This is a genomic window from Nocardiopsis rhodophaea, assembly GCF_039530945.1.
GTDB lineage: Bacteria > Actinomycetota > Actinomycetes > Streptosporangiales > Streptosporangiaceae > Nocardiopsis_C > Nocardiopsis_C rhodophaea.
In genome coordinates this window covers 18909-39861 of sequence record NZ_BAAAPC010000001.1, presented here as the reverse complement: position 1 = coordinate 39861, position 20953 = coordinate 18909, and the positions used below count along the sequence as shown (strand labels likewise).

25 protein-coding genes are annotated in these 20953 nt (G+C 67.7%); 18 read left to right on the top strand and 7 right to left on the bottom strand.

What is annotated here, in order from left to right; genetic code table 11:
* Nucleotides 1-23: 23 nt before the first annotated feature.
* Both ABD259_RS00200 and ABD259_RS00195 read right to left on the bottom strand, forming a co-directional pair.
* Complete coding sequence (locus ABD259_RS00200) at nt 24-713, bottom strand: AAA family ATPase (protein ID WP_344103312.1); 690 nt, start codon at nt 711-713, stop codon at nt 24-26.
* Nucleotides 714-725: 12 nt separating this feature from the next.
* On the bottom strand, nt 726-1073 hold the full coding sequence (locus ABD259_RS00195; protein ID WP_344103314.1) for a TFIIB-type zinc ribbon-containing protein: 348 nt from the start codon (nt 1071-1073) through the stop codon (nt 726-728).
* A 163-nt stretch (nt 1074-1236) separates the two neighbouring features.
* On the opposite strand from ABD259_RS00195, the gene ABD259_RS00190 reads away from it, so the two are divergent.
* The 3 genes from ABD259_RS00190 (at nt 1237) to ABD259_RS00180 (ending at nt 3917) form a co-directional block, all read left to right on the top strand.
* Complete coding sequence (locus ABD259_RS00190) at nt 1237-1659, top strand: hypothetical protein (protein WP_344103316.1); 423 nt, start codon at nt 1237-1239, stop codon at nt 1657-1659.
* Nucleotides 1656-1985 (top strand): winged helix-turn-helix domain-containing protein, encoded by a 330-nt coding sequence (locus tag ABD259_RS00185; RefSeq protein WP_344103318.1) that lies wholly within the window; start codon nt 1656-1658, stop codon nt 1983-1985. The genes ABD259_RS00190 and ABD259_RS00185 overlap by 4 nt, the downstream gene beginning before the upstream one ends.
* A gap of 243 nt (nt 1986-2228) precedes the next feature.
* Nucleotides 2229-3917: a serine/threonine-protein kinase gene (locus tag ABD259_RS00180; RefSeq protein ID WP_344159218.1), complete on the top strand. Its 1689-nt coding sequence runs from the start codon at nt 2229-2231 to the stop codon at nt 3915-3917.
* A 104-nt stretch (nt 3918-4021) separates the two neighbouring features.
* Here the strand turns inward: ABD259_RS00180 and ABD259_RS00175 are convergent, their stop codons facing one another.
* A complete protein-coding gene (locus ABD259_RS00175) occupies nt 4022-4792 on the bottom strand; it encodes an adenosylcobinamide amidohydrolase (protein WP_425573473.1) in 771 nt (256 codons plus the stop codon).
* 127 nt (nt 4793-4919) lie between these two features.
* On the opposite strand from ABD259_RS00175, the gene ABD259_RS00170 reads away from it, so the two are divergent.
* Nucleotides 4920-5186, top strand: a complete 267-nt coding sequence (locus tag ABD259_RS00170; RefSeq protein WP_344159215.1) for a hypothetical protein — start codon at nt 4920-4922, stop codon at nt 5184-5186.
* On the top strand, nt 5183-5587 hold the full coding sequence (locus ABD259_RS00165; RefSeq protein ID WP_344159212.1) for a hypothetical protein: 405 nt from the start codon (nt 5183-5185) through the stop codon (nt 5585-5587). The genes ABD259_RS00170 and ABD259_RS00165 overlap by 4 nt, the downstream gene beginning before the upstream one ends.
* Before the next feature lie 82 nt (nt 5588-5669).
* Here the strand turns inward: ABD259_RS00165 and ABD259_RS00160 are convergent, their stop codons facing one another.
* Complete coding sequence (locus ABD259_RS00160) at nt 5670-6824, bottom strand: acyl-CoA dehydrogenase family protein (RefSeq protein ID WP_344159209.1); 1155 nt, start codon at nt 6822-6824, stop codon at nt 5670-5672.
* Between the two features lie 178 nt (nt 6825-7002).
* On the opposite strand from ABD259_RS00160, the gene ABD259_RS00155 reads away from it, so the two are divergent.
* The 10 genes from ABD259_RS00155 (at nt 7003) to ABD259_RS00110 (ending at nt 16575) form a co-directional block, all read left to right on the top strand.
* Nucleotides 7003-7719: a TetR/AcrR family transcriptional regulator gene (locus ABD259_RS00155; RefSeq protein WP_344159711.1), complete on the top strand. Its 717-nt coding sequence runs from the start codon at nt 7003-7005 to the stop codon at nt 7717-7719.
* Between the two features lie 32 nt (nt 7720-7751).
* A complete protein-coding gene (locus tag ABD259_RS00150; protein WP_344103331.1) occupies nt 7752-8183 on the top strand; it encodes a hypothetical protein in 432 nt (143 codons plus the stop codon).
* Nucleotides 8184-8322: 139 nt separating this feature from the next.
* Nucleotides 8323-8763 carry a MerR family transcriptional regulator gene (locus ABD259_RS00145; protein ID WP_344159207.1) on the top strand — a complete coding sequence of 147 codons (441 nt, stop codon included), beginning with the start codon at nt 8323-8325 and terminating at the stop codon, nt 8761-8763.
* On the top strand, nt 8760-10385 hold the full coding sequence (locus ABD259_RS00140; RefSeq protein WP_344159205.1) for a peptide chain release factor 3: 1626 nt from the start codon (nt 8760-8762) through the stop codon (nt 10383-10385). Before ABD259_RS00145 ends, ABD259_RS00140 begins: the two co-directional genes overlap by 4 nt.
* A 530-nt stretch (nt 10386-10915) precedes the next feature.
* Complete coding sequence (locus ABD259_RS00135) at nt 10916-11440, top strand: MFS transporter (RefSeq protein ID WP_344159202.1); 525 nt, start codon at nt 10916-10918, stop codon at nt 11438-11440.
* A gap of 441 nt (nt 11441-11881) precedes the next feature.
* A complete protein-coding gene (locus ABD259_RS00130) occupies nt 11882-13177 on the top strand; it encodes a citrate synthase (protein ID WP_344159199.1) in 1296 nt (431 codons plus the stop codon).
* A gap of 226 nt (nt 13178-13403) precedes the next feature.
* Nucleotides 13404-13952 (top strand): HdeD family acid-resistance protein, encoded by a 549-nt coding sequence (locus tag ABD259_RS00125; RefSeq protein ID WP_344159196.1) that lies wholly within the window; start codon nt 13404-13406, stop codon nt 13950-13952.
* Nucleotides 13953-14100: 148 nt separating this feature from the next.
* A complete protein-coding gene (locus ABD259_RS00120) occupies nt 14101-14349 on the top strand; it encodes a DUF5957 family protein (RefSeq protein WP_344159193.1) in 249 nt (82 codons plus the stop codon).
* Between the two features lie 74 nt (nt 14350-14423).
* On the top strand, nt 14424-15641 hold the full coding sequence (locus tag ABD259_RS00115; protein ID WP_344159190.1) for a sensor histidine kinase: 1218 nt from the start codon (nt 14424-14426) through the stop codon (nt 15639-15641).
* A 268-nt stretch (nt 15642-15909) separates the two neighbouring features.
* Complete coding sequence (locus ABD259_RS00110; protein ID WP_344159187.1) at nt 15910-16575, top strand: response regulator transcription factor; 666 nt, start codon at nt 15910-15912, stop codon at nt 16573-16575.
* Between the two features lie 300 nt (nt 16576-16875).
* Here ABD259_RS00110 and cyaB read toward each other — a convergent pair whose 3' ends face one another.
* On the bottom strand, nt 16876-17433 hold the full coding sequence (cyaB, locus tag ABD259_RS00105) for a class IV adenylate cyclase (protein WP_344159184.1): 558 nt from the start codon (nt 17431-17433) through the stop codon (nt 16876-16878).
* 23 nt (nt 17434-17456) lie between these two features.
* Nucleotides 17457-18266 carry a hypothetical protein gene (locus ABD259_RS00100; RefSeq protein ID WP_344159181.1) on the bottom strand — a complete coding sequence of 270 codons (810 nt, stop codon included), beginning with the start codon at nt 18264-18266 and terminating at the stop codon, nt 17457-17459.
* Between the two features lie 152 nt (nt 18267-18418).
* On the opposite strand from ABD259_RS00100, the gene ABD259_RS00095 reads away from it, so the two are divergent.
* Genes ABD259_RS00095 through ABD259_RS00085 form a run of 3 tightly spaced genes read left to right on the top strand, consistent with a single transcriptional unit; the run spans nt 18419 to nt 19004 of the window.
* Nucleotides 18419-18559, top strand: coding sequence for a hypothetical protein (locus tag ABD259_RS00095; protein ID WP_344103355.1), 141 nt, complete (start codon nt 18419-18421; stop codon nt 18557-18559).
* Entirely contained in the window at nt 18556-18777 is a 222-nt protein-coding gene (locus ABD259_RS00090; RefSeq protein ID WP_344103356.1) for a hypothetical protein, read from the top strand. The genes ABD259_RS00095 and ABD259_RS00090 overlap by 4 nt, the downstream gene beginning before the upstream one ends.
* Nucleotides 18777-19004, top strand: coding sequence for a hypothetical protein (locus ABD259_RS00085; RefSeq protein ID WP_344159178.1), 228 nt, complete (start codon nt 18777-18779; stop codon nt 19002-19004). The genes ABD259_RS00090 and ABD259_RS00085 overlap by 1 nt, the downstream gene beginning before the upstream one ends.
* Nucleotides 19005-19073: 69 nt before the next feature.
* Here ABD259_RS00085 and ABD259_RS00080 read toward each other — a convergent pair whose 3' ends face one another.
* Entirely contained in the window at nt 19074-20945 is a 1872-nt protein-coding gene (locus tag ABD259_RS00080) for a M48 family metalloprotease (RefSeq protein WP_344103360.1), read from the bottom strand.
* Nucleotides 20946-20953 lie beyond the last annotated feature (8 nt).

The window sequence follows — 20953 nt, the reverse complement described above, 5'->3', positions numbered from 1 at the left end:
CCGCACGCGCGGGGATTGGGCCGTCACATGTGGCCGCTGAGCTTGCCGGTACCGGGAACGGTGGAGGCCTCGGCGGCTACCATGCGTTGGTCGTGTGTGCGCTCGATCCAGGACTGGACGTCGGCTGCTGTCGACTCGACCGTCGCATTCGTCGTGTCCACGAGTGAAACCGGCGGGTCCATCTCGTGTGCCGTTTCCGCGATCCAGGCCGTGTAGTCGAGCATCTCGGCGATGCGCGGTTCGTCCCACTGACGCCACGCGGGGCGGGCACGGAGTCGGGCGGCGAGGACTTCCGGGTCGCACATCAGCGACAGGTAGTGGATCTCCGAGAACAAGGCGCGCTCGGGTAGCGGTTCCAGCTCCGGTGGGACCACTGTTCCGCAAAGCACGACCGGGCGCCCGTTCTGCTGCACCATTGCGGCCATCCGGAGCCACGTCGACCGGAAGAGTCGGTGTTCGTCCGCGGGGTCGCGCAGGCCATCGACCCACAGCACGTCCTGCTCCAGGACCACGAATCGGTCGGAGAGCGCCTCCACGAGGAGACGGGCCACGGTGGACTTGCCTGTGCCGCTGGGGCCGGTCACGCAGTAGAGCGGGAGGCGACGGAACGGCCGCTGGCGGCCGCAGTCGACGCACCGGAGGGCCGTCCCGTCAGGTGTGACGTAGGGGGATTCGGTGCGCGCACCGCAATGGGCGCAGATAAGGGGGTTCAACGTGCTCGGTCGTTAGTCGAACAGTTCCTCGAAGAAGCTCTTGCGGCGCTTCTTGCCGTAGGGGCGCGGGGAGTCGGCGTACCCGTAGGGGCGCGGCGAGTCCTTGTACCCCTGGTGTCCGTATCCGCCGCGGTAGGGCTGAGGGGAGTCCGGCTTCCCGCGGTAGCCGCGCGGGGAGTCGGCGTACGTCGTCGGCGCCTGGTGCATGGGCGGCGGCCCGTAGTGGCGCTGCTCGGCGGAGACGATCTGTTCCAGTTCCCCATGGTCGAGGAAGATCCCGCGGCAGCGTTCGCACTGCTCAAGGTGGATCCCCATGCGGTCGAAGGTCTGCATTTGGCCTTGGCACTTTGGGCAAGTCACACCGCCATCGTATGCGAGAGTTCCGACGCCGTGGGAGATTCCGGGACTCTTCTTCGCGTGGCGGTGCGTTGGGGGTGGGCTTTCCGACGCCGTGGGGTTCTTCGCCGACTCAAACACTTTATGGGTGTTAAAGTCGTTGAAGTACACGAAAGGAAGTGCGCCGATGGGAACAGGGCAGTGGAGCGTGGAGGCGGCTCTGGCTGAGGCGGAACGGATGCGCGGGCGGTCGCTCAGAGCCGCGCGGTGGTTCCGCGTCTATCTCGTGGTGGCAGGGCTTCTGGCGGTCGGCTTCATTGTCGGCCTGGAGGCGCTCTACCCGAATGGCTGGGAACGGTATGTGGTGATCGCTGTGTGGGGAGCCCTCACGGTGCTTGCTGGTCAATGGGTGGATCGGCGAGGTGCCTTCCCCGTTGGAGGGCGCAGGCGGTTCTACATAGCGGGCACCATCTGGCTCCTGCTCTACCTCGTGGGGATTGGGCCGCTCGTGCGCTGGCAGTTCGACACGTCCTTGCCCATGTGGACCGTTGCCTCCTTGGTCATGGCGCTGCCGTTCTTCATCGCGGCGTGCTGGCGGGTGCGCGTATGAGCCATCTACGCCACGAGCTCGACTCGGTCATCCACTCGCCGGTGCGGTTTTCGATCATGGCCGCCCTGTCCCCGCTGGAGCGCGCCGGGTTCCGGATGCTGCGCGACACCGTGGAGGTCAGTGACTCGGCGTTGTCGCAGCACCTGACGACCCTGGAGAAAGCCGGGTATGTCGAGGTGCGCAAGGAACAGAAAGGGAGGCGCACCACCACGTGGGTGTCGTTGACGCGGCAGGGGCGCGAGGCGTTCGGCCACCATCTGCGGACCCTGAACCGGATCGCCGAACAGCCCGCGACCGGTGCGCCGGGAGACGTGGCGAACACGTGAGGTGAGGTTGGGGGCGGTTGCGGACAGGTCGGGTGGGCAGGATTACCGACCGATTGGGTGAGGTGTCGTTTCTGCGTGTATCCCCACGTCAATCGGGGTAAGGGAGACCACGGACCAGTCACCCCCAGCATGGTCAGGGTCGATTTGCGTCGCTTGTGGTGGGTTACCTCCTTTTACACTCGCCTAGGTGACGGTCCGGTTCTGGCGGACGTCCTCTCCCCGACGATCGAGGAACCCTCAAGGATGAGCACCGAGCATTCTGAGCCGGGACGCCTGCTCGCCGGCCGCTACCGGCTGACCGAGACCATCGGCGAAGGCGGGATGGGCCGCGTCTGGCAGGGCACCGACGAGCTGCTGGACCGTCCGGTCGCGATCAAAGAGCTCAGCATCCCGCCGCACCTGCCGGAGCAGGAAGTCGACATCCTGCGCACCCGGATGCTTCGGGAAGCCCGCAGTGCCGCGCGGCTCGCTCACCCCTCGATCATCACCGTCTTCGACGTGGTCGAAGAGGACGAGCGTCCCTGGATCGTCATGGAGCTTGTCCGGGGCAACTCGCTGAGCGGACTCCTCAAAAAGGAGGGAACCCTCCAGCCCGAGCGCGTGGCCAAGATCGGCCTGCAGATGCTGGCAGCGCTGGCGGTCGCGCATGAGCGCGGCATCGTGCACCGCGACATCAAGCCGGGCAACGTTCTGATCGCCCGCGGCGACCGCGCCGTCCTGACCGACTTCGGCATCGCCCGGCTCGAAGGCACTACCGCGCTCACCAGCACCGGACTGCTCATTGGTTCGCCCGCCTACCTCGCCCCCGAGCAGGCCCACGGCAAGCCTGCTTCCCCCGCCACCGACATGTGGTCGCTCGGCGTGACCTTGTACCAGGCGCTGGAGGGGGAGTCGCCGTTCCATAGACCGACCTCGATGGCGACACTGACCGCGATCGTCACCGAGGAAGTGCCAAAGGCCGAGAACGCCGGACCGCTGGCTCCGCTGCTCGACGGCCTACTGAACAAGGATCCGGAGAAGCGCATGGCGGTCGGCGAGGCCGCCGATCTGCTGCAGGAGCTGGTCTCCGAGAACAACAAGAAGGCGCGGTGGGCGACCGGCGGTGTCTCCGTGCCTCCCTCCACTGCCAAGGTGCCGGAACGAAGCCGCACGGCCAGTGCGGCCGACGCACGTCCGACCGCGGAGAAGGCATCAGAGGAGCACGCGGTGGGCATCCCACCGGGCCCTGGCCCTCGGGGCGCTCGTGTCGGGCGTGATGCCCGCAAGCTGTTCATGGCGGTCGCAGGCGCCCTCGCCCTGCTCCTCGTGGTCGGCGTGGGGGCCTGGGGGCTGCGCCAAATGTCCGAGGCCGATCCGTCCGCTGCCGGTGCGCCGAGCGAGTCCTCCGCTTCGGGTCCGACCGCCGATGCGGACGTGGACGGCAAGGGCGAGGACCAGGAAAAGGACACGGAGAAGGGCGACGACGAGTCCAAGGACGACGAGAACCCGGACCTTCCGGAGATGGAACGCTACACCGACGACACCGGGTACTCCGTCGAAGTCCCCACCAACTGGAGCATGGAGCGGGAGAGCGGCTCCCGCGTGAAGTTCCGCTTCCCCGACCGCGGTTACATGCAGGTCGACCACGTGGGCAGCCCCGACGACCCTGCGGATTACATGCGCCGACAAAAGGGTGCGTACAGCGGCAGCTTCGATGGCTTCCGCGACAGTTCGTCGGTCACAACGCTCGACGCCGACTGGACCGGGAACTACGAGGGCGCGGCCCAGTGGGAGTTCACGTTCGGCTCCGGCTACACCCGGAACTGCGTCAGTCGCGGGTTCTTCACCGACGACGAGGGATTCACGATCCTCCTGGTCTCCAAGCCTGAGGACTTTGATAAGAACATGGCGATCCTCGACGCGATGTCGAAGTCGTTCCAGCCCGCTTCCTGACCACCAGATCCAACGACCAGCCAAGCCGTCAGGCGCCGAGGCCGTTTCGGTTGACTGTGCGGGGCGGGCATGGAAGACGCCCGCCGCTCCCGCGTCGTGGTGCCTCAGGTGCTGCGGCAGCGGTTGCCTTGCCGCCTGGTAGTTCGCTTCGCGTCCCGCACCGCGCCGGTGTAGACAGCGGCGTGGACCGCGCGTGCGATGCGGCCGCCCCACTGCGAGCGCGGGCCGCCGAATGACGCGGTCGGCCCGGCATCGCTTTCGGTCCGCACCGCCAGGCAGAGCGCGTCGGAGGCCGTTCCGGTGCACGCAAACCCGGCCTCCATGACCGCCTGGACTTTTGCCTCGGTGATGGTGGAGGCGGCGTTCACCAGGGCGGCATCGGACAGCGGGACTGGGGCCGCGACGATGATGTTGATGGTGCCCGGGGCGAACTGTTCGGCGACGGCGTCCCCTGCTCCGGCGTGCTCCAGTCGGGCCTCGTCCAATTCGCTCGGTGCGGCAGCCCACGTGGGTCGGCCGATCCCGACTGTCGCGGTCGCCTCCACCCCGCCGTCGGCCGCGAAGGCGGCGTCCGCGACGTCGGCGGCCGTCATCAGGCCGACTCCGTGGCCCTGTAACCCCGCTGACGCCGCGATCTCGGCGAGGTGTGCCTCCGGATCGGTGCGCCGGTAGTCGCCGGGAACCTGGGCGTTCAGCACATACGAACGCGGTCCCAGTCCGCCGCCCAGGACCCCAGACGACAGCATCCGCCATCCCGGCCCTGCCTCCCACAGGAGCACGGGCAGGCGGTAGCTGTCTTCGTGCCGGTGAGTGAGCGCTGCGCCCAGCAGCCCGCCATTCGAGAGGTTGGCCTGGTTCGCGGAGAGAGTGTCCACATGCACCCGAGAACTCTAGAGGAGGGATGGGTCCGGCCTCGCACAGTCCCGGGACATCCTCGTCCGGTGAGACCGCCTGTTTTTCTTTGCCTCGCGACGACCCAGGGCCGCTAGGTGTGATGAAGGTATGAGTGAAGCGAAGAAGCGTGTCACGCTCACCTTGGACCCTGAGCTCTTAGCGGCCGCCGAAGCCGCTGTCGATGCTGGAGAGGCCCGTTCGGTGTCGGTCTGGGTGAACCCGGCTCTGGCCGAGAAGAAGCGTCGTCAGGAACGCGCTCAGATACTCATCGAGCAGGACCTGGTCCAGGCTGGCGATAGCGGCACACAGGACTACGAGCGCGCTATGCGATGGGCGCAGGGCATCACCGGCGGCGCCTCGGATGAAGCCGCGTGATCGGCGGCAAGATTCTCACAGCGTCCGCACTGAATGCTTGGGCCGAAGGCTCCGTCTGCATGACAGCCCTGGTCGGTCTCGCCCAGCGTCGCGTTATTCCGCCGCATGTGCCGGCACTGGCCCTGGCCGCTGGCCTGTACACCGTGCCGCCGGTCCGTGTCACAGGAGTGGAAGAGCGCCTGGAGGCGCCGATCTTCACCTTCGGAGACCTTGATAGGGATACGGCGACAGCCGTCGTACGCCTCGCCGCCCGTTGGCAAGATGACGGCTTGGCCCTCGCAGACGCGCACGTCATCCACGAAGCGGCGACTCGATACACCGGCTGGCCGATCATCACGACCGCTCCGGCGGCGGAGTGGCAGCACTACCTGCCTGACACTCCGATCGAAACCCTTCCGTAGACGTACGAACGGGGGCTTGGCCACCCCACCCCGCTCACGATGAAAAGGCAGGGTGACCAAGGCCCTCCCGAGTAGGTGGCGCCTACTTCAGCAGCTGCCGGGCCATGACCAGGCGCTGGATCTGGTTGGTGCCCTCATAAATCTGGGTGATCTTGGCGTCGCGCATCATGCGCTCCAGCGGGAAGTCCTTCACGTACCCGGCGCCGCCGAGGAGCTGGACGGCGTCGGTGGTGATCTCCATGGCCGCGTCGGAGGCGTAGCACTTGGCGGCCGCGCCGAAGAAGGACAGGTCGGAGTCGCCCCGCTCGGACTTCGCGGCGGCCACGTAGACCATCTGGCGGGCGGTCTCCAGCTTCATCGCCATGTCGGCGAGCATGAACTGGATGCCCTGGAAGTCGGCGACGGCCTTGCCGAACTGCTTGCGCTCCTTGACGTACTCGACCGCGTGGTCGAGCGCGCCTTGGGCGATGCCGATGGCCTGGGCGCCGATGGTGACGCGGGTGTGGTCGAGGGTCCGCAGCGCGATCTTGAGGCCGTCGCCGACCTCGCCCACGAGGCGGTCGCCGGGGATGCGCACGTCGTCGAAGAACAGCTCGCGGGTGGGCGAGCCCTTGATGCCGAGCTTCTTCTCCGGCTCGCCAAGGGTGAAGCCAGCGTCGTCGGCGTGCACGACGAAGGCGCTGACGTTGCGGCCGCGCGCGCCGTCGGGGTCGGTCACCGCCATGACCGTGTAGTACTCGCTCACCCCGGCGTTGGTGATCCAGGACTTCTGCCCGTTGAGGATCCAGTCGTCGCCGTCGCGCTTGGCCTGGGTCCGCATGCTCGCCGTGTCAGAACCGGCCTCGCGCTCGGACAGGCCGTAGGAGAACATCGCCTCGCCGCGCGCGACCGGAGTCAGGTAGCGCTGCTTGACGTCCTCGGAGGCGCCCAGGATGAGCGGCATCGTCCCCAGCTTGTTGACGGCGGGGATCAGCGACGAGGAGGCACACGCACGGGCCACCTCCTCGATGATGATGCAGGTCGCGAGCGCGTCGGCGCCGACGCCGTCGTAGGCCTCGGGGATGTGCGCCGCGTGGAAGTCGGTGGCGCGCAGGGCGTCGTAGGCCGTCTGCGGGAACGCGCTCTGGGCGTCGACCTCCGCGGCCTGCGGGGCGATCTTGTCTTCGGCGACGGCGCGGACGGCCGCGCGCAGTTCCTCGTGCTCTTCGCTCGTCTTGAACAGGTCGAAGTCGCTCATCGTCTCCCGCGCCTCCCTCGTGGCACTACGTGCCTCATGCTGGCATCCAGTGTCACAATAAGGGCTAAGTCAACATTTCGCACCTATCCCTCGGCTAGGTTTTGCGCGAGCGGATGGAGACCCGAGAGAGGAGCAGCGCGTGGCGCAGCCAGACCAGCCCGGGAAGGGCCGAGGCGGCATGCCCGCTCGCCACGACGTCGTGGCCGCCGCGGTGCGCCTCTTCGAGTCCGCCGGATACGAAGCGACCACGATGGACGACATCGCTGAGGAATCCGGGGTGAGCCGCCGAAGCCTCTTCCGCCACTTCGGTTCCAAGGAGGACATCCTCTTCTCCGGCCACGACGATCTCTTCGAGTCGGTCGTCCGCTATCTGCGCACCGCCCCCGACGACGACCCCGTGGCCACCGTCTGCGCCGCCGCCCGCATGGTCTTCCAGGGGTATGTGGCCACCCCGGAGATCACCGTTCCCCGCTTCCGCCTGGTGCGCGCGGTCCCCCGCCTGCGCGACCGCGAGATCGCCATGACGGCTCGCTACCAGGGCGCGTTCAGCCGGCATCTCGCGCGGGGCGAGACCGAGGGCACGCGGGTGCTGGCGGGGGAGGCGCTGGCGGCGTCGGTGATCGCCGCGCATAACCACGTGCTGCGTTCCTGGCTGCGTGACCCGCAGCGCCCTGTCCCCTGGGACCGGTTCGACCGCGCCATGGAGTTCGTGGGGCGGGCGCTCGGCGCGGAACTCCGCGAGCGGGGTGCGTCCCGCGGGGCCGCTGGGCCCAGCGAGCCCGCTGAGTTCGGCCAGTCCGCCGAGTCCGTCCTGGTGGCCGTCTATCCCTCCTCCCTGAGTAGAGAAGATGTGCTGCGGCGCGTCCGGACCGCCCTGGAGGAGCGGGACTCCTGAGATCGCCGTGGTCGTCCGGCTACGCTGGCGACATGGCCCACCGGCACCCGATGAAGCTGAACGCGGAGCACGTGACGCACAGTGAGGCGCGCCGCCTCCTCAGGGCTGAGCTGGCCAACTGCGGGGAGTGCAGGATCGTCCTGGACCGCTCGGCCCTGCGTGACCTGGAACCCGACGGAGTCTTTGACTCGCTGCTCCATGGATTTCTGGGCAAGCGATCCGAGCAGTGGCGTACCCGCCACTCGCGCTATCCGGTGACCCTCTACGGTCTGGCCCCGCCTCCCGAGGCGCAGTTCCTCAACCTGCCGACGCAGGAGGTGGCCCGGCTGTGCGTGATCGAGGGCCGCGCCGGGGACAGGTTCGACACCGGGGCCGCCCTGCGCGAACTGCGCACCCTGTCCGACAGCGACCGGGCCCTGGTACTTGGCGACGTCGTGGACGGCATCCTCGAAGACGAGGGGTAGCAGCCATCACGCGCTAGCGGCGTGACGCACGTAGGCTGGGCGGATGCGGTGACGTGTGCGCGCCGACAGCCACGAACTTGACTCTCACGTTAGGGTAGATTACTTGGAAGGGGCGGCGATGTCGCGAACGGCTGCTCACATGCAGATCGGTGAGGTGGCCGAGCGGACAAACCTGTCGCTCCGGACCATCCGTTACTACGGCGAGGTAGGCCTGGTCGTCCCATCGGCGCGTTCGCGCGGCGGTTTCCGGCTCTACACCGAGTCCGACATCGAGCGGCTGCTGCTCATCAAGCGGATGAAGTTGCTGGAATTCAGCGTTGAGGACATGGGCGAGCTGCTTTCCCTCCTGGACCGGCTCGACGAGGGCGCCGCATCGGGGCCTGAGCGGGCGGATCTCCTCGACCGCCTCGCGGAATTCGAGTCCGTGGTGGAGGAGCGGCGCGCCGTGCTGCGCGAGCGGTTGACGATCGCGGAGGAGTTCGGCGGCCGGCTGCGCGACCAGCGTCGCAAGTACCAAGAGCAAGCAGGCCCGACAGGACGAGTCGGCCAAGCTGCGAGCGAGGAGACGGAACGCCGGTGAGCGTGACAGCGGACAATGTGACCCAGCAGAGCGGACAGACCGCGACCGAGGCCGGGCGGCGCCGGACCTTCGCGGTGATCTCGCACCCGGACGCCGGTAAGTCCACGCTCACTGAGGCGCTGGCCCTGCACGCGGCGGCGATCTCCTCGGCGGGCGCGGTACACGGCAAGGGCGACCGCCGCGGCGTCACCTCCGACTGGATGGAGATGGAGCAGGCGCGCGGCATCTCGATCACCTCGGCCGCGCTGCGCATCGACTACGGCGACTGCGTCCTGAACCTGCTCGACACCCCCGGCCACGCCGACTTCTCCGAGGACACCTACCGGGTGCTATCGGCGGTCGACTGCGCGGTGATGCTGCTGGACTCGGCCAAGGGCCTGGAACCGCAGACGCTGAAGCTGTTCGACGTGTGCCGTGCGCGCAAGATGCCGGTCATCACCTTCGTCAACAAGTGGGACCGGCCCGGCCGGGAGCCGCTGGAACTGCTCGACGAGATCGAGCAGCGCATCGGGCTGCGCCCCACCCCCGTGAACTGGCCGGTGGGCATCGCCGGGGACTTCCGCGGGCTCATCGACCGCGCCAGCGGCACCTACACCAAGATGCACCGCACGCCCGGCGGGGCGACCCGTGCGGAGGAGGAGCAGTTGACCGCGGAACAGGCCGCCGAGGTCGAAGAGGAGGCCTGGACCCAGGCGGTCGAGGAGCTCGAACTGCTGGAGGAGATCGGCGCCGAGTACGACGAGAAGTCGTTCCTCGCAGGCGACTCGTCGCCGGTTCTGTTTGGCGCGGCGCTGCCCAACTTCGGTGTGTCGGCTTTGCTCAACACCCTCGTGGCGGTGGCGCCCGCCCCGAGCGACCCCGTGGACGCCAAGGGGGAGATTCGCCCGGTCACCGCGCCGTTCTCCGGGCAGGTGTTCAAGATGCAGGCCAACATGGACAAGGCGCACCGCGACCGGATGGCGTTCGTCCGGGTGGCCTCCGGCCGTTTCGACCGCGGAATGGTCCTGACCCACGCCGCCACCGGCCGCCCCTTCGCCACCAAGTACACCCAGGCCGTGTTCGGTAGCGAGCGCAACACGATCGACATCGCCTTCCCGGGCGACGTCATCGCGCTGATCAACGCCCAGGCGCTCAGCGTGGGCGACACGCTCTACGACGGGCCGAAGGTGGAGTTCCCGCCGATCCCGAGCTTCGCCCCGGAGCACTTCGCGGTCGCCCGTGCCGTCGACTCGGGCCGCTACAAGCAGTTCCAGCGCGGTATCGCCCAGCTCGACAGTGAGGGCGTGGTGCAGGTGCTGACGTCGGACGTGCGCGGCGAGCAGGCGCCGGTGCTCGCGGCGGTGGGCCCGCTCCAGTTCGACGTGGTCAAGCACCGCATGGAGGAGGAGTTCCGGGCACCAGTCGAGTTGTCGTTCCTGGACTACAACCTCGCCCGGAGAACCGACGCCGAGTCCGCCCCGACGCTGCACGGGCTGTCAGGCGCGGAAGTGCTCAAGCGGCGCTCTGACGGAGAGCTGCTGATGCTCGTACATAACAAGTGGCGCCTGCGCGTGATCGAGCGGGACTATCCGGACGTCACCATGGAGCCGCTGCTCGCCGGAGGCGTTGAGGAGAGCGCGTAGCGCACGACACCCGCGTCGCCCGCGAAGCCTGCGGTGCCGGGGGGTGTCCCTGGTATCCCGGTTTGCAGGAGAGGCGGATTCGGCGCGGTGTGCGATGTAAAACACGGCGGATCGTGGCGAATGCCGCGCCCGAGTCGATGTTGTGCGTTGATGGAGGCGGAACGCACCCACACTGGGTAAGCGTCGCGGAAACCGCTCGTGCGGGGCCGGAATCTGAAGGCGCTGGACGACCCGTGGCATGAGTCGGCCGACATCCGATCTGATGTCTCCGTGCTTCCCACCGCCAGGAAGCGTCCTACCGCCCCATGGCCAACCGTGGCCTGGCGACTTGCCTGGGCCACGGCCTTGGACCGAGACGAAGGTGGTGTTCCTACTGTCGTCGCACCCCGAACCCGGGACTGGAGCCGTGACGGCATCCGCCCCCGGAGCCGCTTCCCCCAGCCTCTCCTCTTCACCCGCCCCCACCACCGACTCCGCCCCCACCCCGCGCCAAGAGCACCGTCGCCATCGTCACCCTGCCCGGCGTCGTCATGGCGCTCAGCGGCCCCGGCCAGACCGCGGGGCTGTCCGTCTTCGTCGATCACATCATCGGTGACCTGAACGTCAGCCGGTCCGTCGTGTCGGGCGCCTACCTCATCGGCACCCTGGGCGGTGCGGTGGCCCTGCCGTGGATCGGGCGTGCCGTCGGCCGGTTCTCGTCGAAGCTGCTGATCTTCATCGCGATGATGATGCACGTGGGCGCGATGGCCATGCTGCCCTTCGTGTCACCCGGGGTGAGCGCGCTGGTCTACGGAATGGCGCTGGGGGCGGCGGGTGCGGGCGCCAGGTCGGTCGAGGCGGCGGCGATGCCGTTCTACTACGGCACCGAGGTCATTGGGTCGCTGCGCGGCCTGACACAGTCGGTGGCGGTCTCCTCGACGGCGATCGCCCCGCTGCTGCTGTCGCTCGGGCACGACCTCGTCGGCTCCTACGCGCCAGTGGTTATGGCCCTGGCGATACTTCCCGTCGGCGTTGCGTTGGCGGCCCCGTTCGCCCGGGTACCAACCGAGGAGTAACGTGAGGACGCGCGGCCGCCACCATAGTGGTGAGAGGGCTGGTCACAGCCTTTGGACCACCAGGGACGGACCGTACCGAGTCGTCAGGCGGACGGGCCCGGGGAACGGATTGTCCAGTGAGCTGTACCACGGGCGGCCCTGCGGGGCGCTGGGGCGGTGCACCGGTGGTCACATCTGTGAACCCTTCCCGCCCGCCTCCGTGCGCACGCGGTCACCACGCGCCCTCATGGGTGTGATAAATACGGCAAATATTTCTTGAATCGGCAATTCTCCGCCTGTTGGCGCTGTGTCATGCGTCACCTGTTAGCCGGTTCGTGACAATTGTATGATTTCGTTTAACGCGGAGTTTATTAAAACCGAACATTGTCGACACCGAATACGAGGGGCATTATCCCCCCGCACACCCGCTACCCCCGCAAGTCTGGAAAGGTTGGCTCGGCCATGAGCGATGACGGCAAAGAGCGCACGGTAGAGCTGCGGTACGACGGCGGAACGCAGACTCTGCCGCTGCTGACCGGTACCGAAGGCGATCAGGCCTTCGAGGTGAAGAACCTGCTGGGGACGGCCGGGATGGTCACCCTCGACCCCGGATTCGGCAACACCGCGTCGTGCAAGTCGGAGATCACCTACATCGACGGCGCCGCCGGGATCCTTCGCTACCGCGGCTATTCGATCCAGGACCTGGCCACGGGTAGCTCCTTCCTTGAGGTCTGTTACCTGCTCATCAAGGGTCGGCTTCCGGAGGCCGCCGAGCTCAAGGAGTTCGCTGACGAGCTGCGCTCCAACGCCGAGCTGCCTGCGGGCATGGCGGACATGCTCAACGCCTTCCCGCGCAACGCTCACCCGATGACGCTGCTCGCCAGCTCCGTCAACACCCTCTCCGCGTTCTACGCCGACAGCGTCGACCCGCAGGACCCCGCTCAGGTCGATCTCGCCACGACGCGACTGCTGGCCAAGTTGCCGACCATCGCCGCGCACATCTACCGGAACTCCATCGGCGAGACGCCGATCGCGCCGGACCCCTCCCTCGACTACGTCGAGAACTTCCTGAACATGACCTTCGGTTCGGCCAAGCCCGAAGGGGAGGTCGGGGAGCTCTTCGCGAAGGCGATGGACCTGCTGCTCATCCTGCACGCCGACCACGAGCAGAACTGCTCGACCGCCACCGTGCGCGTCGTCGGCTCCTCGCAGGCCGACCTGTACGGCAGCGTTTCGGCCGGCATCAACGCCCTCTTCGGCCCGCTGCACGGCGGCGCCAACCAGGCGGTGCTGGAGATGCTGGAGCAGATCCGCGAGATGGGCGGCGACCTCGACGCCTTCCTGGCGCAGGTCAAGGACCGTGAGAGCAAGACCCGCCTGATGGGCTTCGGCCACCGCGTCTACAAGAACTTCGACCCGCGCAGCCGCGAGATCAAGGGCCTGGCCCGGCAGATCCTGGACCGCCAGGAGCGGCCCGACGAGCTGTTCGAGCTGGCGCTGCAGCTGGAGGACAAGGCGCTGGCCGACCCCTACTTCACCGAGCGCAAGCTCTACCCGAACGTCGACTTCTTCACCGGCGTCATCTACCGGGCGATGGGCTTTCCGACGTCCATGTTCACCGTGCTGTTCGCCATCGGCCGCCTGCCCGGCTGGATCGCCCACTGGCGCGAGCAGCTCAACGACCCGGCGACCCGCATCTCCCGCCCGCGTCAGCTCTACGTCGGCCCGGGGGAGCGCGCCTACCCCGGGCGCGCCTGACAACCCCGGGCGACGTCGGGAGAGACAGGACCCGGTCATCCCGTATCCGCGGTGACGGGGCGCCCTTCGGCGCTTCCCCGTCACCGCATTCTTCGGCCGCGTTCTGCTACTTTGGGTGACTTTTTCCTGGCGATTGGTGATCACACGGGCGTCCTCGGGGCACAGGCACCAACGTGCGTTCCAGCAGTCGGCCACTGGACGAACGGAGCGCGGAGACGGGGGAGACATGCTCGACAACCTGGCACGCCACTGGTGGGTGCTTACCGTGCGCGGCGCGATCGCGGTGCTGTTCGGCCTGTTCGCCATCTTCTGGCCGGGGTTGACGCTGCTGCTCCTCGCGATCTTCTTCGGCGCCTACGTGCTGGTGGACGGCATCTTCGCCGGGATCGCGGGGTTCCGGGCGGAGGCGGGGCACCGCGCTCCGTTCGTGGTGGCGGCGATCGCGGGCATCGGCTTCGGGCTCATCGTGCTGGCCTGGCCGGAGATCACAATCATCGTGATGGCGCTGCTGTTCGCCGCGTGGGCGATCATCACCGGCATCTTCGAGATCGTCGCGGCGGTCAAGCTTCGCCGGGAGATCAGCGGGGAGTGGCTGTTCATCCTGGCCGGTGTGCTGTCCGTGGTCTTCGGCGTGCTGGTGGCGATCCTGCCGTACCTGGGCGCCGTCGTGATCGCGTTCATCATCGGCGTGTACGCGGTCGTCTTCGGTGCCGCGCTCATCGCGCTGAGCCTGCGCGTCCGGACTGAGGGCCAGGAACGCGGCGCCATCACCTGACCCGGGGCGTCCGGAGCCGGGGCGCGGCGGCCGAGCCGCGTACGCCCCGAGATGTAGGGCGCGTGCCCTCCCAGGACCGACGCGCCGTCGGTCGCTCCTACCTCACTCTGGACACCGCAACCATCCCAGGGAGCAGGGGGAGAAGGACATGCAGGTTCTACGTGTGCTGGGCGCCGCGCTGTTCGGTGTGCTCGGCGGGTTCGTCCTGGGAATCGTGGTGTCGGAAGCCATCGCGATCAGCGCCGTGATGATGTTCGGCGGGATCGAGTCGTTGCGGGCCCTGAGGTTCCTTCCGGGGGTCCTGGCTGTCATCGGCTTCGTCGGGGCACCCCTCCTGGTGATGAGGGCGCGCAAGCCAGAGGCCTCCCGTGTGTCCGGTGAGAACCGCGGGCTGTGACCGGGACGCCGCTTCGGGGCGCCGCGTACCGTCGACACCAACGTGGATCGTCCGGCCTGAGGAGAGCACTCGTCATGGAACTCCCCAGCGACCGGCCGGGATCGAGCGCACTGAGCAGACTGAGCAGACTGAGCAGAGGGATCAGCGCTCGGCTCACCAGCACGACCCTGGACATCGTGTCGGCCGTTGGCGTCTTCGGGGTGATGCTGACCGGCGAGCTGTTCGTCTCCGAGGCCTCGGGTGAACCGCTGCGCGCGGTGCCCCTGCTGCTCATCGTCGCCGCGTCGGCCTCGCTCGCGGTATTGAGCCGGTTTCCGCTGGTCACTGGTGTCGTGGTCGCGGTCTGCACACCGCTGTACTACATGCTGGGGGCGGTCGACTCCTGGACGGGGTGGCTCGCCATCATCGTCGGCGTCCTACGACTGGCCGCGGAGCGCCACCGGATGTCGGCCATTACCGCGACGCTGCTGGCACTCGCCGTCTTCTCGGCGGGCGAGATCATCGCCTTCCAGCTCAGCAGGTCGCTGATGGTGCTCTCCTGGCTGATCGCGATCTTCGCCGCGGGTGAGGTCGCCCGCAGCCGGCGCGCCTACCTGCGGGAGTCCGCACAAAAAGCGGTCGAGGCCGAGCGGAGCCGGGCCGAGGAGGCGCGCCGCCACGCGACCGAGGAACGGCTCCGCGTCGCGCGCGAGGTACACGACGTCGTCGCACACAACATCTCGCTGATCAACGTGCAGGCGGGGGCGGCGGTCCACCGACGCGACCCGGAGCAGGCCTTTGCCGCGCTGGAGGCGATCAAGCAGACCAGCAAGGAGACACTGAGCGAGCTGCGCTCCACGCTGGGGGTGCTCCGTCAGGTCGACGAAGACGAGGCCGCGCCGGTGAGCCCCGGCCCGTCCCTGGCCCAGCTCGGTGAACTGGCCGACAGGACACGGGAGTCGGGAATCGCCGTCGAGGTCACCACCGAGGGCATGGAATCGGAACTGCCCTCGCCCATCGACGTCGCCGCGTACAGGATCGCGCAGGAGGCCCTGACCAACATCCGCCGCCACGCGGAAGGAGCGACCTCGGTGTCGGTGCTGGTACGCCGGGGCACGAACGAGGTGACCGTTCAGGTCGACGACGACGGGGCCGGCGTCTCGGCATCGTCCATTCATGAGGGCAACGGGCTGCGCGGCATGCGCGAGCGGGCGTCGGCCGTCGGCGGCGAACTCAGTGCCGGGCCGCGACCGGAGGGCGGCTTCCGCGTTCGGGCCGTGCTGCCACTGGGGACTGACACCCCCGAGTCCTAAGACCCGATGCCGCCCCCCGCATCCCCCGTTGATCTCGGCGATATCGACCGAATAACCGCCGACATTCGGTCGATATCGCCGAGATCAACGGAGACAGTGGTGTTGCCCCTACTCACGGCTGACCTGCCTCCCGGCGTCTTCCCGGAACCCGGCCCCGAACGCTCCTACCTCGGCTGAAAAGCGGGGAGACTGGTCCACGAGCCCGGAAACGCAACCGGGACCAGCAGCCGCAGCCGAGGAGCCGCCAGATGACGAACCGGAGCGCCACGTGATCCGGGTCGTACTCGCCGACGACCAGACCCTCGTCCGTGCGGGGTTCCGGTCCATCCTCGACGGCGAACCCGACATCGAAGTGGTGGCCGAGGCCGGTGACGGCGCCGAAGCACTCGGCATGACCCGCGAGCACCGGCCCGACCTAGTGCTGATGGACATCCGGATGCCGGTCGTCGACGGGCTGGAGGCGACCCGGCGGATCGTCGCTGATGAACGGCTGCGCGATGTCAAGGTGGTCATCCTGACGACCTTCGATCTCGACGAATACGTCTACGGAGCCTTGAAGGCGGGCGCCAGCGGCTTCCTCGTCAAAGACACCGAGCCGATGGAGCTGATCCATGGCGTCCGCGTCGCCGCGCGCGGCGACGCCCTGCTCGCTCCGTCGGTGACGCGGCGCCTGATCGGCGAGTTCGCCGAACGGATCAAGGAGCCGCCGCCCGCGCCGCAGCTGAGCAGCCTCACCGAGCGGGAACGGGAGGTGCTGGTCGCTGTGGCCGGTGGCCTGTCCAACGATGAGCTGGCGGACCGGCTCGTGGTCAGCCACGCGACGGCGAAGACGCATGTGAGCCGGGTCCTCACCAAGCTGAACGCACGCGACCGGGCCCAGCTCGTCGTCATCGCCTACGAGGCGGGCCTGGTCAAGCCGGGATGGCTGAGCTGACCCCTGGCGGGGCAGCTGCGGGGATGTCATCATCGCCCACGACCGCCCCGCGATGTTCGCGAAGAGCTTCTACGGCCTGGAATTCGGTGCCGATCCTGGTGGAGCCCGGATGGAGGGTCACTACATCCGAGGCACCCTCGACCAGGTGAAGACCGATTTGGAGCGGGAATTCAGCCTGGGAATCGATAGAGGACTGCGCCTTCGACGAGGGAGGATGCCTACTGTTCGGACACTCCCACCGGGGCGCGTAGCAGCAGGGCAAGGCAATTGCGATGACCCTTGCACTCATCTCCTATCCGGCTACCTGCGTATCGCCATCACGGCCTCGGTGTACTGCTCGGTGGTCAGGTCCGCGTCACCGATTCCCAGATCACCGAGCACCCTGCGGACGGTGGCGAGTCCGTCTTGGAGCTCGTCATCGCCAACGATGGTTTCGACCTCCAGGAACGTGCCGTCGAGTTCGGGCACGGTGACGAGCGTGGCCGTGCACTCGCGGGCGCCGACGGTGAACGTGAAGTTCGCGCAGTGCTTGACGAGGGATACGAGATGTTCGAAGCCGAGACCGCGCAGGATCGCGTCCAGAGCCTCAGGGGACTCTGCCTGTGTCTCGTACTCCGGCTTCGACTCGCTCGCCTCGTCGACGGGCGGTGCCTTGTACGTAAGCAGCACGCGTCGGCCCCCGTCCCGCTCGACCACGCGCACGCGCAGCTCCCGACCCTGCCCCGTTAGCTCGTGTCCGGGCCAGTCGTAGTAGGTGTCTCGGTAGACGGCAACCTCTTCCACCGCGCGTTGTCGGAGCTCTTTCCGCACGGCGTCGACATCGCTGACGCGAGCTTTCAACTCTGCTTCGATGGCCACGGACGTCCCCTCTCCCAGTTCCGTCAGATCACGCGATGTGCGGACCGGCGTAGCTCCTCAAAGTGCCGGCGAATCCCACGATGCAGGGCACCGTAGGGTGTTGGGGCGAGCTTGTACATGGCTGACTCGTGGCCTTCCCACTCATCCCCGAACGCAGACACGTACATCACATCGTCTAGAGCGATCACCCGCCAGACGGGAAAGGCCGAGTACACATAAACCTCGACGGATCCCTCTTCAGCGAGCTCTCGGAGACGGGCGAGAGCAAGCCGGATGCCAGAGGCGAATGCCTCCTCCGATTCCCCGATCTCGGCTACCCGCCGTACTGCCGCCGCAGAGTCGGGGTCGAGTAGCAGCATGCGCAACCTCGTTCGACCGGCGCGCACTGTCCTGCGAAGCAGCGAGTCATTCAATCCAATGATTCCGAGACCACGCACAGCGAGAACCTCGATTGATTGGGCCTGTGCGGCCTCCGAACGGATTTCGTCCACCGCAGTCGACTGCGAGGGGAAGATACGTAGGATCTCAGCGCGGCCCGCGGCACCGAGATGATCGAGGCCAGCTGGATGCTTGGGGGCGAGTCCGAATAATACCCGGGCGTCGTCGGGCATGGCGAAGCCCTCTGCGATCCGCTCGAACACGTCGAGCGCGGTGACCGCTCGCACTCCATTGCTGATCTCCGAGACCCGCGCCTGTGTCAGGCCCGTAGCTGTTGCGATTCGCGACTGTGAGACACCGTGGCTGTGCGCGAGTCGGAAAAGCGCTGATATGTCGCGGTTGCGCAGGAGCCTGCGCGTCTCGCCATCGCGCCACGCGCGCTCAGGGATGACCAAGCGAGCATGCATGACGCTCAGGGTATCTCATGGTGAGATACCCGAGTTGGGATGGGCATATTCGGCCGTACTCGGCAACGTCGAGAGACAAAAAGACCCCGGCGAGCGGCGAACTCCCGGGGCACGGCCACCAGCTGTAGGGAGCTGATGACATGTCCATCCTGCCATCGCGACGCAGCCGTCGGATCCGCCCATACGTCATGGCCCTGGAACACCAGCGGGGCATCGAGGCTCGACGACTCCAGCAGTTTGCCAGCGTGGTCGCGCTGAGGGACGAGGAGGAGGTCCGATGACTTCTCGTATCACGCGGGTCGTGTGCGGCGACTTCAGTGTCACCTACGACCCCGACGTCTCATCAATGCTGAGTTTCACCGTTCGTGGGCTCGGTGGTCGAATCGTGCGCCTGCGCGCCCCTTTCTGGGAAGCCCACCGCGCCCTGGTGCGTGAGTGCGGTCTATCGAAGGCCGAGGCATCCCAGCTCCTCTTCCATGCGGCGAGGGTGGAGTCGTGATGGCCACTTACTGTGAGATTCGTGAGGTCTCCGACATGGCCGACCTGGAGGCATGGGCCGAGGCCCATGCGGCCCAGATCGTTCGCAACGGACAGACGCTGGGCGGTTGCGTCATCTACAGCGCGACCTGTGGCTCTCTCACGCTTGTCTGCGTCCCCCGGCGAAGGCCCGTTGGCCGCAGCGGACCGCAGGCCCTCGCCATCAAGACCGGCGAACTCGACCGCTGACTGGCCCACTTGTGGGGCGCGGGTCACGCCCCGCCCCACAGGTCGCCGCACTCCCTCACTGCCAGGCGGCTACGGCGCCACCCAGGCGACCAGAGCGCCCGCGGCAATGACCGTCACGGCCAATGTCAGGCCGAGGAGCGGCGCGTGGAGCAGGAGCAGCCGTGCTGCCACGGTCCTTGTGCGGCGTTCGCCGTCGCCTAGCGCACGGTGGTGTCCCGCCTGCTCTGCGGGCTGCAGCCAGACCCACGGCCGCGCGGTCCCGCTTCGTGTGAGAGTTCCCGCCAGCGGCACGACCCACAGCGCGGCTAGGCAGGTCACCGTTGCCCACGGTGACGTCGCGATGTTCAACGCGAGCACTCCGACAAGGATCAGCAGCCGTGGGACGTCGGGCATCACCAGGACCACTCCGAACGCGACAAAACCAGGCACACCCAGCAGGTAGGGCAGCCACAGGAACAGGCCGAACGCCAGCACGGTTCCCGCGGCGAACACGCGAACCGGCGTCCACCGCGAACTGAGGTAGGGCATCCACGCCCTCGACGTCTCGGCGAGCCAGCGGACGCAGAACCAGGTGGTGGCAATAACGATCGACGACCACACCAGCCACTCCAGCGCGCCCGGGCTAGCTAGATCAGCATGCGGTGTACCGCCCGGCCGTATCGCGCTGATCACCGCCAGCTGTGGGCCGATCGCAATGCCCACCCCCAACCCGATCCCGAACGCGTTGACGGCGACCCGCGTCCGGGTTACACAGGCTGCCATTGCGTCCGCCAGCACCGGGCGTGCGACGCTGACCGCGACCAGGGCGACCATCGCCACGCTCGCAGCCGCGCGACCTGAACCGCGACCGGGAATTATCCACCCGATGAACTCGGGGAGCGTCTGGTACGCGTAGACGGCCACGATCCCCAGCAGCAGGCCGTCCCCCGCACCGACCGCGCCCACCATCCGGCAGTCGTCCAGAGCCGCTCTGCGCGCGGAGGGGTCCGGATGGGTGCTGAACCAGGACCACACCCCCGAGCGCTGCCGGGGTGCAGCGGCCAATGCCCGACGCAGATCTCGGCCGGCGCCCCACTGCTCGACGCGGGCGTCGGCGTGCCGCTCACGCGAACGCAGCACCGCGTTGCGGACCAGCAGCACGATCAGTACCAGCGCGAGCAGGCGCACGCTGATGCCGAGTCCGCGTTCCCATCCTGCGACGACGATCCGTATCGGCGTGAGGATCAAGGCAGGGACGAGCATGAACACCACGAACGTACGCCAGAGGGCGACCGTTAGGTAGGTGGCGTCGATATCGCCGTTGCGGATGTGCGCGAGCTCGTGCAGGACGATCGCGCGGAACAGGGGCGGGTCGGTTGTGAAACTCTCCACCAGGCCGCGGCGCAAGAGGACGTAACGCCGCCCGAAGCGCCCGAACGCCAGTCCTGACACGCGGCGATCCAGCGGGGCGAGGAGGAAGGTGATCTTCTCTCGGTCGACACCGGCCCGCGCACACAGCTGATCCAGATCAGAGCGGAGTTCCGGCATTCCCTCGGCTGGAAGCGGCACCAGGCCCTGGCGTCGGATCCGCCCTCGGGGCATCAGCACGTAGCGCACGACGGCGAGAACGACCAGGACCGCGATAACGCTCAGCAGGAAAACGCCAATCGGCGTGTAGTCGGTCTTCGGGCAGGCGGCGATGGCATCAGAAGCCTTTGCCGTGTTCTCGGCGATGGAGGAGCCGCCACCCGCGTCGGGCGCGTTCCGTACCACCGCGGCAAGGCATTCCTGAGCTTCGTCGAGCTCGGCTCTCGTTCCCGGTGCGACGGCTTTGCCGAAGCCGAACGTCAGCAGCGGAACGGCGCTGAGGACCGCCGAGGCCAGCAGGAGGAAGCGGATGGCCGTGTCGGCCGGGAACGCGAACGGGTTCGGGCGTGCCTCCTTATCCTCGTCCGCGGCCATGATCGGCG

What these genes read in the sequence shown, in the direction of transcription:
- ABD259_RS00190 (WP_344103316.1), top strand. Translation starts at nt 1,237, where the DNA reads ATGGGAACAGGGCAGTGGAGCGTGGAGGCGGCTCTGGCTGAGGCGGAA.
- ABD259_RS00185 (WP_344103318.1), top strand. Translation starts at nt 1,656, where the DNA reads ATGAGCCATCTACGCCACGAGCTCGACTCGGTCATCCACTCGCCGGTG.
- ABD259_RS00180 (WP_344159218.1), top strand. Translation starts at nt 2,229, where the DNA reads ATGAGCACCGAGCATTCTGAGCCGGGACGCCTGCTCGCCGGCCGCTAC.
- ABD259_RS00170 (WP_344159215.1), top strand. Translation starts at nt 4,920, where the DNA reads ATGAGTGAAGCGAAGAAGCGTGTCACGCTCACCTTGGACCCTGAGCTC.
- ABD259_RS00160 (WP_344159209.1), bottom strand. Translation starts at nt 6,824, where the DNA reads ATGAGCGACTTCGACCTGTTCAAGACGAGCGAAGAGCACGAGGAACTG.
- ABD259_RS00155 (WP_344159711.1), top strand. Translation starts at nt 7,003, where the DNA reads ATGCCCGCTCGCCACGACGTCGTGGCCGCCGCGGTGCGCCTCTTCGAG.
- ABD259_RS00150 (WP_344103331.1), top strand. Translation starts at nt 7,752, where the DNA reads ATGGCCCACCGGCACCCGATGAAGCTGAACGCGGAGCACGTGACGCAC.
- ABD259_RS00145 (WP_344159207.1), top strand. Translation starts at nt 8,323, where the DNA reads ATGCAGATCGGTGAGGTGGCCGAGCGGACAAACCTGTCGCTCCGGACC.
- ABD259_RS00135 (WP_344159202.1), top strand. Translation starts at nt 10,916, where the DNA reads ATGGCGCTCAGCGGCCCCGGCCAGACCGCGGGGCTGTCCGTCTTCGTC.
- ABD259_RS00130 (WP_344159199.1), top strand. Translation starts at nt 11,882, where the DNA reads ATGAGCGATGACGGCAAAGAGCGCACGGTAGAGCTGCGGTACGACGGC.
- ABD259_RS00125 (WP_344159196.1), top strand. Translation starts at nt 13,404, where the DNA reads ATGCTCGACAACCTGGCACGCCACTGGTGGGTGCTTACCGTGCGCGGC.
- ABD259_RS00120 (WP_344159193.1), top strand. Translation starts at nt 14,101, where the DNA reads ATGCAGGTTCTACGTGTGCTGGGCGCCGCGCTGTTCGGTGTGCTCGGC.
- ABD259_RS00115 (WP_344159190.1), top strand. Translation starts at nt 14,424, where the DNA reads ATGGAACTCCCCAGCGACCGGCCGGGATCGAGCGCACTGAGCAGACTG.
- ABD259_RS00095 (WP_344103355.1), top strand. Translation starts at nt 18,419, where the DNA reads ATGTCCATCCTGCCATCGCGACGCAGCCGTCGGATCCGCCCATACGTC.
- ABD259_RS00090 (WP_344103356.1), top strand. Translation starts at nt 18,556, where the DNA reads ATGACTTCTCGTATCACGCGGGTCGTGTGCGGCGACTTCAGTGTCACC.
- ABD259_RS00085 (WP_344159178.1), top strand. Translation starts at nt 18,777, where the DNA reads ATGGCCACTTACTGTGAGATTCGTGAGGTCTCCGACATGGCCGACCTG.
- ABD259_RS00080 (WP_344103360.1), bottom strand. Translation starts at nt 20,945, where the DNA reads ATGGCCGCGGACGAGGATAAGGAGGCACGCCCGAACCCGTTCGCGTTC.